The organism is Bradyrhizobium sp. 61, from assembly GCF_023073075.1.
In the GTDB taxonomy this organism is placed as follows: Bacteria; Pseudomonadota; Alphaproteobacteria; order Rhizobiales; family Xanthobacteraceae; genus Bradyrhizobium; species Bradyrhizobium barranii.
Genome location: NZ_JADPIU010000078.1, coordinates 1 through 4,888, shown reverse-complemented (window position 1 = coordinate 4,888; position 4,888 = coordinate 1). Strand labels below are relative to the sequence as shown.

4 protein-coding genes and 2 pseudogenes are annotated in these 4,888 nt (G+C 65.9%); all 6 read right to left on the bottom strand.

The annotated features are described in order from the left end of the window. A pseudogene (locus IVB46_RS30710) lies at nucleotides 1–1,053 on the bottom strand (hypothetical protein); the annotation flags it as partial. Next, nucleotides 1,050–2,420 carry a hypothetical protein gene (locus IVB46_RS30705; RefSeq protein ID WP_247344152.1) on the bottom strand — a complete coding sequence of 457 codons (1,371 nt, stop codon included), beginning with the start codon at nucleotides 2,418–2,420 and terminating at the stop codon, nucleotides 1,050–1,052. The gene IVB46_RS30705 and the pseudogene IVB46_RS30710, both read right to left, overlap by 4 nt. Then, entirely contained in the window at nucleotides 2,421–3,293 is an 873-nt protein-coding gene (locus IVB46_RS30700; RefSeq protein WP_247344149.1) for a tail fiber domain-containing protein, read from the bottom strand. A 1-nt stretch (nucleotide 3,294) separates the two neighbouring features. Then, nucleotides 3,295–3,726: a hypothetical protein gene (locus IVB46_RS30695; protein WP_247344146.1), complete on the bottom strand. Its 432-nt coding sequence runs from the start codon at nucleotides 3,724–3,726 to the stop codon at nucleotides 3,295–3,297. Continuing rightward, on the bottom strand, nucleotides 3,689–4,006 hold the full coding sequence (locus IVB46_RS30690; RefSeq protein WP_247344143.1) for a hypothetical protein: 318 nt from the start codon (nucleotides 4,004–4,006) through the stop codon (nucleotides 3,689–3,691). The genes IVB46_RS30695 and IVB46_RS30690 overlap by 38 nt, the downstream gene beginning before the upstream one ends. After that, a pseudogene (locus tag IVB46_RS30685) lies at nucleotides 4,003–4,888 on the bottom strand (hypothetical protein); the annotation flags it as partial. The gene IVB46_RS30690 and the pseudogene IVB46_RS30685, both read right to left, overlap by 4 nt.

Genomic DNA, 4,888 nt, shown 5'->3' with positions numbered 1-4,888 from the left:
CCCTTCCATGGCCGTCCGCTGCTGTGCGGCTGTCTGCGGTGCGTCGAAACCCTCAGCTAGCGCAGAGGCGACGCGGCGGCCCTGATCGGCCTGCCGGCCCTCCAGAGCGTCCACCACGGCCGTGCGGCCTTCGCCCGGAGCGCGGGCCACGGTCGAGAGCATGCGCTGCCCGGGATTGCCCATGGCGTCGGCGAGCGTGAACGCGCCCTGCCCTTCGTTGCCGGCCTGCAGCACATCAAGCGAAAGCTGGTTGGGCGAGACGCCGCTTTCATGGATCGCGCGCGCGACCTGGCCCTCGGCATAGGCCTGCGGATTTGCTCGAGCACGGATGTTCGATACGACGGGCGCGACTGCTGCGCCGCCGAGCGCCAATGCAGGCGGGATGATGCCGCCCGCGGCCGCCCCAACAAGCGCGCCTTTGCCGGCATTCGTCGCGCGCTCGGCTAGGCCGTTGCCCTCCATCGCGCCGGAGAAGGCCCCAAATCCTGCAGCATCAGCCGCCGAGCTCGCGGTACGCGCCAGAAGCCCGGCCTCTGGCGCCAGCATGCGCGCGGTCGTCAGGCCACCGGAGGCGAGACCCGCGCCGGAGACGCCGCCCCCCAGAACCTCCGCTGCCGTTCCGAGCATGCCGGTGTTCTTTCGCGCCTCATCCATGATCAGATCTTCGCGGGCCTTTGCATAATTGTAGCCCTCGCGCGGGTCGAACGTCCCGCGCTTGATCATCTCCAGCGGCGTTTCCATCGCGGCCAAGATGGTGTTGTCAGCGCCGAGCGTAGCGCCATGCGCCAATCGCCGCGTGAATCCAGCGTCGCCGGTGGGCGCCGATCCGCTGCCGCCCGTCACCAGATCAGAGATGCCCCTCTGTTTCGGAAGGAGGGAGTTGCGCTCCTCAATCGCGGCTTGCTGATATTTGTCGGGCTGCGGAACGGGTTCGGCCTGTGCAGCCGCGGGCGCGCCCGTGATCTGGCGCATTGCGCCGTCGATGGTCGCCGCGTCCGTGCCGTCTGGAAACTGGACAGTTGCGCCGTTCGGCCCCTTGACCAGAATTGTCATTGCTGAACGAGCCCCTTGTCAGGCGACCAGACGTAAGCGCCGCCGGCGGGCGCCCCTGCAGGCTGGTTGGCCTGCCCGGGCTTGTAGAAGCTGCCGCCGCGGAGCGCGTCCGCGCGCTGCTTCTCGAACTCGAGGCGACGTTGCGCAAGCTGTGTAGCCTGGTCGAAAATCTTCTGGCGCACGGCGTCCGGCTGGCTTGATGCGCCCTGGATCTTGAGCAGGATCGCGCGCTCGCCTTCGGTCGGGTTGCCGCCGAAGATGGACTTGAGCTGCTGCAGCGCGTTCGAGGTGATGAGATTGTCCATCTCGGAGGTCGCTGTTCCAGCCTCGCTGCCCATGAGGCTGGTCGCGTAGCCGCGCACACCAGCCAGCGGACCCTCATAGGCCTTTTTCGACAGCTCCTTGATCTTCTGCAGGTTGCCGATGACGTTGGTCGCCGCCATCACAGCGTCGTCGGCCTCGAGGATGGCCTTCTTGTCGGTGGCCGTGAGCGGCTGCGCGTCTTCGCGGGGGAATTTGCCCGTCAGGATGTACTGCTGATTACGCGGGTCTTTCGGATCACCGCCGCGCTCGGAGATCGCCTGTTCGCGGTCGCTGATTTCCTTGGTGATGCCCTTCTTGCCGTCGGGCGTATAGGCGCGCTCCACCTTCCCGCTTTCCGGGTTGTAGATGTAGCCCTCGCCAAGCGAGGTCGGAGCCTTTGCCTCGGGCTCATAGGCCTTGATGGCCTTTCCTGCCTTCTGATCCCATACATAGCCGTTGCCCAGCGACGTGACGTTCTGCGGGCCGTAGTGCTGCTTGATGAGCTCGGCCATGAGCGCCGGGTTCTTGGCCGCCGCGGCCACGGACATCGGATCGGCTCCTTTCGCGAGAAGTGCGCGCGCCGTGAGATTGGACTGCTGCGCGGCGATCGTTCCGGCATCGGTGGCCTGGCCGGTGACGGCCGCGCCGAGGCCGCCGGCGAGCGCGCCAATGGGGCCGCCGGAGAGATTGCCGAGGAAACCCTTGAGGCCGAGCATCAGCCGCCCGTCGCCTTCCGGGGCGGGCTGCGGAGCGGGAGACGGCGCGGCTGGCGGCGGTCCCGCCATCGACATGGGCGCGGGCTGCTGAGGCATGGACGCATTGGCGTTCATCGGCGCGCCGACGGGCCCCTGCGGCCACTGCGCCGTATCGATCGAATTCGGCTGGTTGGCCGGCATCACCTGGGCCTGCGGCGGTGGTGCAAACGACATCGGCGCCGGCGAGCCATAATTCGCGGTATCCGACGGCTGGAGCCCCGGCGCGTTCTGGTTCATCGCGTTCGCGCGCAGGAAGTCGAGCAGCGAACCGCCGCCCTGCCCACTCAGAAGATCGAGGAGACCGGCCATTTACGATGCTCCAAAGCTGATGTTGCCCTTGGGCCAGAGCGAGCCGATGCCCTGCGCGATCGTTGCGAACTGCTGCGCGCCACTCATCTGGCTTTCGCCTTCGGAATGCCCGTTCTGCGTGCCGAACTGCGCCGCCACCGGCGAGACCATGCCGAGCAGGGTCTGCAACTGGGACGCCGGGATGTTGAACTGCTGCGCCATCGCGTTGATGGCGGCCGTCGGCGCCGCGTTCTCGGCGTTGAGGCCGGCCGAGACTGCGCCTATGCCGTTGGTGAAGTTGGTGTTCGCCTGGTTCTGGTTGCCGTTCAGCAGGCCATAGGTCGTGTTGCCAGCGCCGTAGAGCGTGCTCGCCGCGCCAAGCGCGTTCCCGGTGTCGGTGTTGTACTGCGCCGCAAGCACGGGCGCCACGCCAGATGCGATGCCCCGGCCGAGCGCCTGAGCATTGCCAGGCGAGCCATCGCGGCCAGCCGCCGCCCACGCGCCGTTAGTGGCGTTTGTGGCGTCGGTTGTGATCTGATCAATCTGCGCCTGCAACGCCGGATTTTTGCCGATGTTCGCGCCGCTCGCCGTCTGCCCGAGGATGCCGTTTTTCAGGCTGTCGAGGTTCGCGGTGATCTGCGGATCATACTTCGTCGCGCCGCCGCCGTTGAGCAGCCCCGAGACGCCGGAGTTGATCGGCTGGCTGTAGTTGGGGGTGCCATTGGCGTTGCCGATGACCTGGTTGATGGCCCCTTGCTGCCCGCTCGTCAGCGTTCCGGCCTGCGGCACAAGGTTGTTGATGCCGCCAAGGATGCCCTGCAGCGAGCCCGCCGTCGGATCGTAGGGGGCCAGCGAAGAGGTGCTGGTCTGGCTGGTTTTCGACGTGCCGCCCATTTTACAGCGCCCTCTCAAGAACGACGTTCGAAACCTGATAGCCCTTCAGGACACGGGCCCAGCCCGGCCTCCCCATGATGCGGACGAGCGCCGCGCCTTCCGCGCGCGCCCAATCCTCGATTTGAGCGAGCAGCGGAAGCCACTTGTCCATGTTCTCGCCGCCGAGCGCCGTGATCAGGCAAACCATGTGCTGATCCGTGTTGACGAGCAGCGTCGCGCCGGCAGCCTCGATCTGGTTGCCGTCGCAGATCAGCCACAACAGCCCGTCACCCTCCATAAGGTCGCGCTCGATGTCCTCGGTATGGCTCAAATCAGTGCGCCGGACGGCCGAAAACAGGTGCTCCTTGACCCGCGGCCAGAGGTCCGCGACCATCGACGGTGGAACGCAGACGAGCCTATCCAAGGCAGACGTAGAAGAAGCTTCGATCGACACTGGCGGCGCTCGCGTGAGTGATCGTGAAGGTCTGCTTCCCGACCGATGAAATGTATGTCGTGGACAGTGCCGCAGCGGCGTTAGCGGTTTTCTGGAAGAGGAAGACGGCGCTGCCAGGCGCGCAATTCACGGCCGAGACCACCGTCGATGTAGCACTTGCCGTGAGCGTCACCGATCCGGTCGCATTGGATCGCCCCATGGCGAGTTGCTGGAGCGACAGCGCGTATTTGGAGAGGTCCTTTTCCTGCTGTCCGGGGACAAAGACGCCGGCGCCACTCATCGCTTGCCCGTTCCCTTCAGGTCGATCGGCTCGACGCCGTTCACAAATGTCCACACCGTCCCGGCTGGGATCCGGCACTTGAAGCGGCTGTAGCGCGTGTCCACCAGCATGTTGCAGATTCCGGTCACTGCGTTGATCAGGCTTTCGACGCCTGCCGCAACCGCAGCTTGGAGGTTCTCGCGGCGCGAGGCCGAGCCGTAGACCGTCGGCGCGTCGGTAACTGGCCGGAAGCCGACCTTTAGCTTGATGCGCTGGCCGTCGGTACCCTGCTCAGATGTTTCGAGTGTGGCCTCAAGGTTCTGGCCACGAAAGAAGCTGGCGAGATGACCGGTGTCGAACGCCGCGAGCTCGGGAACGATCGCTGTCGAGAGCGTGTCGAAGGATTGTGTGATCAGGTCGAGGTTTGCGCCGATCAGGGTATCGACTTGCTCGAGCGTGATGCCGGGCTGAGCCATCTTGAAGAGGAACTCGCCGGCAAATCGCAGCGGCGCGAACTTGTCGAGCACGGGATCGTAGACCAAGCCCTTGTCGAACTGGTTGGTTACGCCGTTCACGCTCTTGTAAACCCACAGGACGCGCGAGGATCGCGGGTCGGCCACTCCCAGGAACAGCTGTGGCTGCGTGGCGTCCAGGTCGGTGAAAAACGTACGGTCAACACGCTCGCGGCCAATCGGCGTCGGCGCGCCGCCGGGGTCGATCCGGTGAAACCCCTTCAGCGAGTAGAAGAACACGCTGGCACCGGCGCGGATCAGGCTCAGCGGCCCGTAAATGCCGAGCCCCTCGGCGATCTTCTCGATCTGGAACACGCGGGGATCGCCCGGCAGGTAGGTCATGCGCCGGATCGCGGTGTCCTGGAAGATGACGCCGCTTTCACCGCCGGCA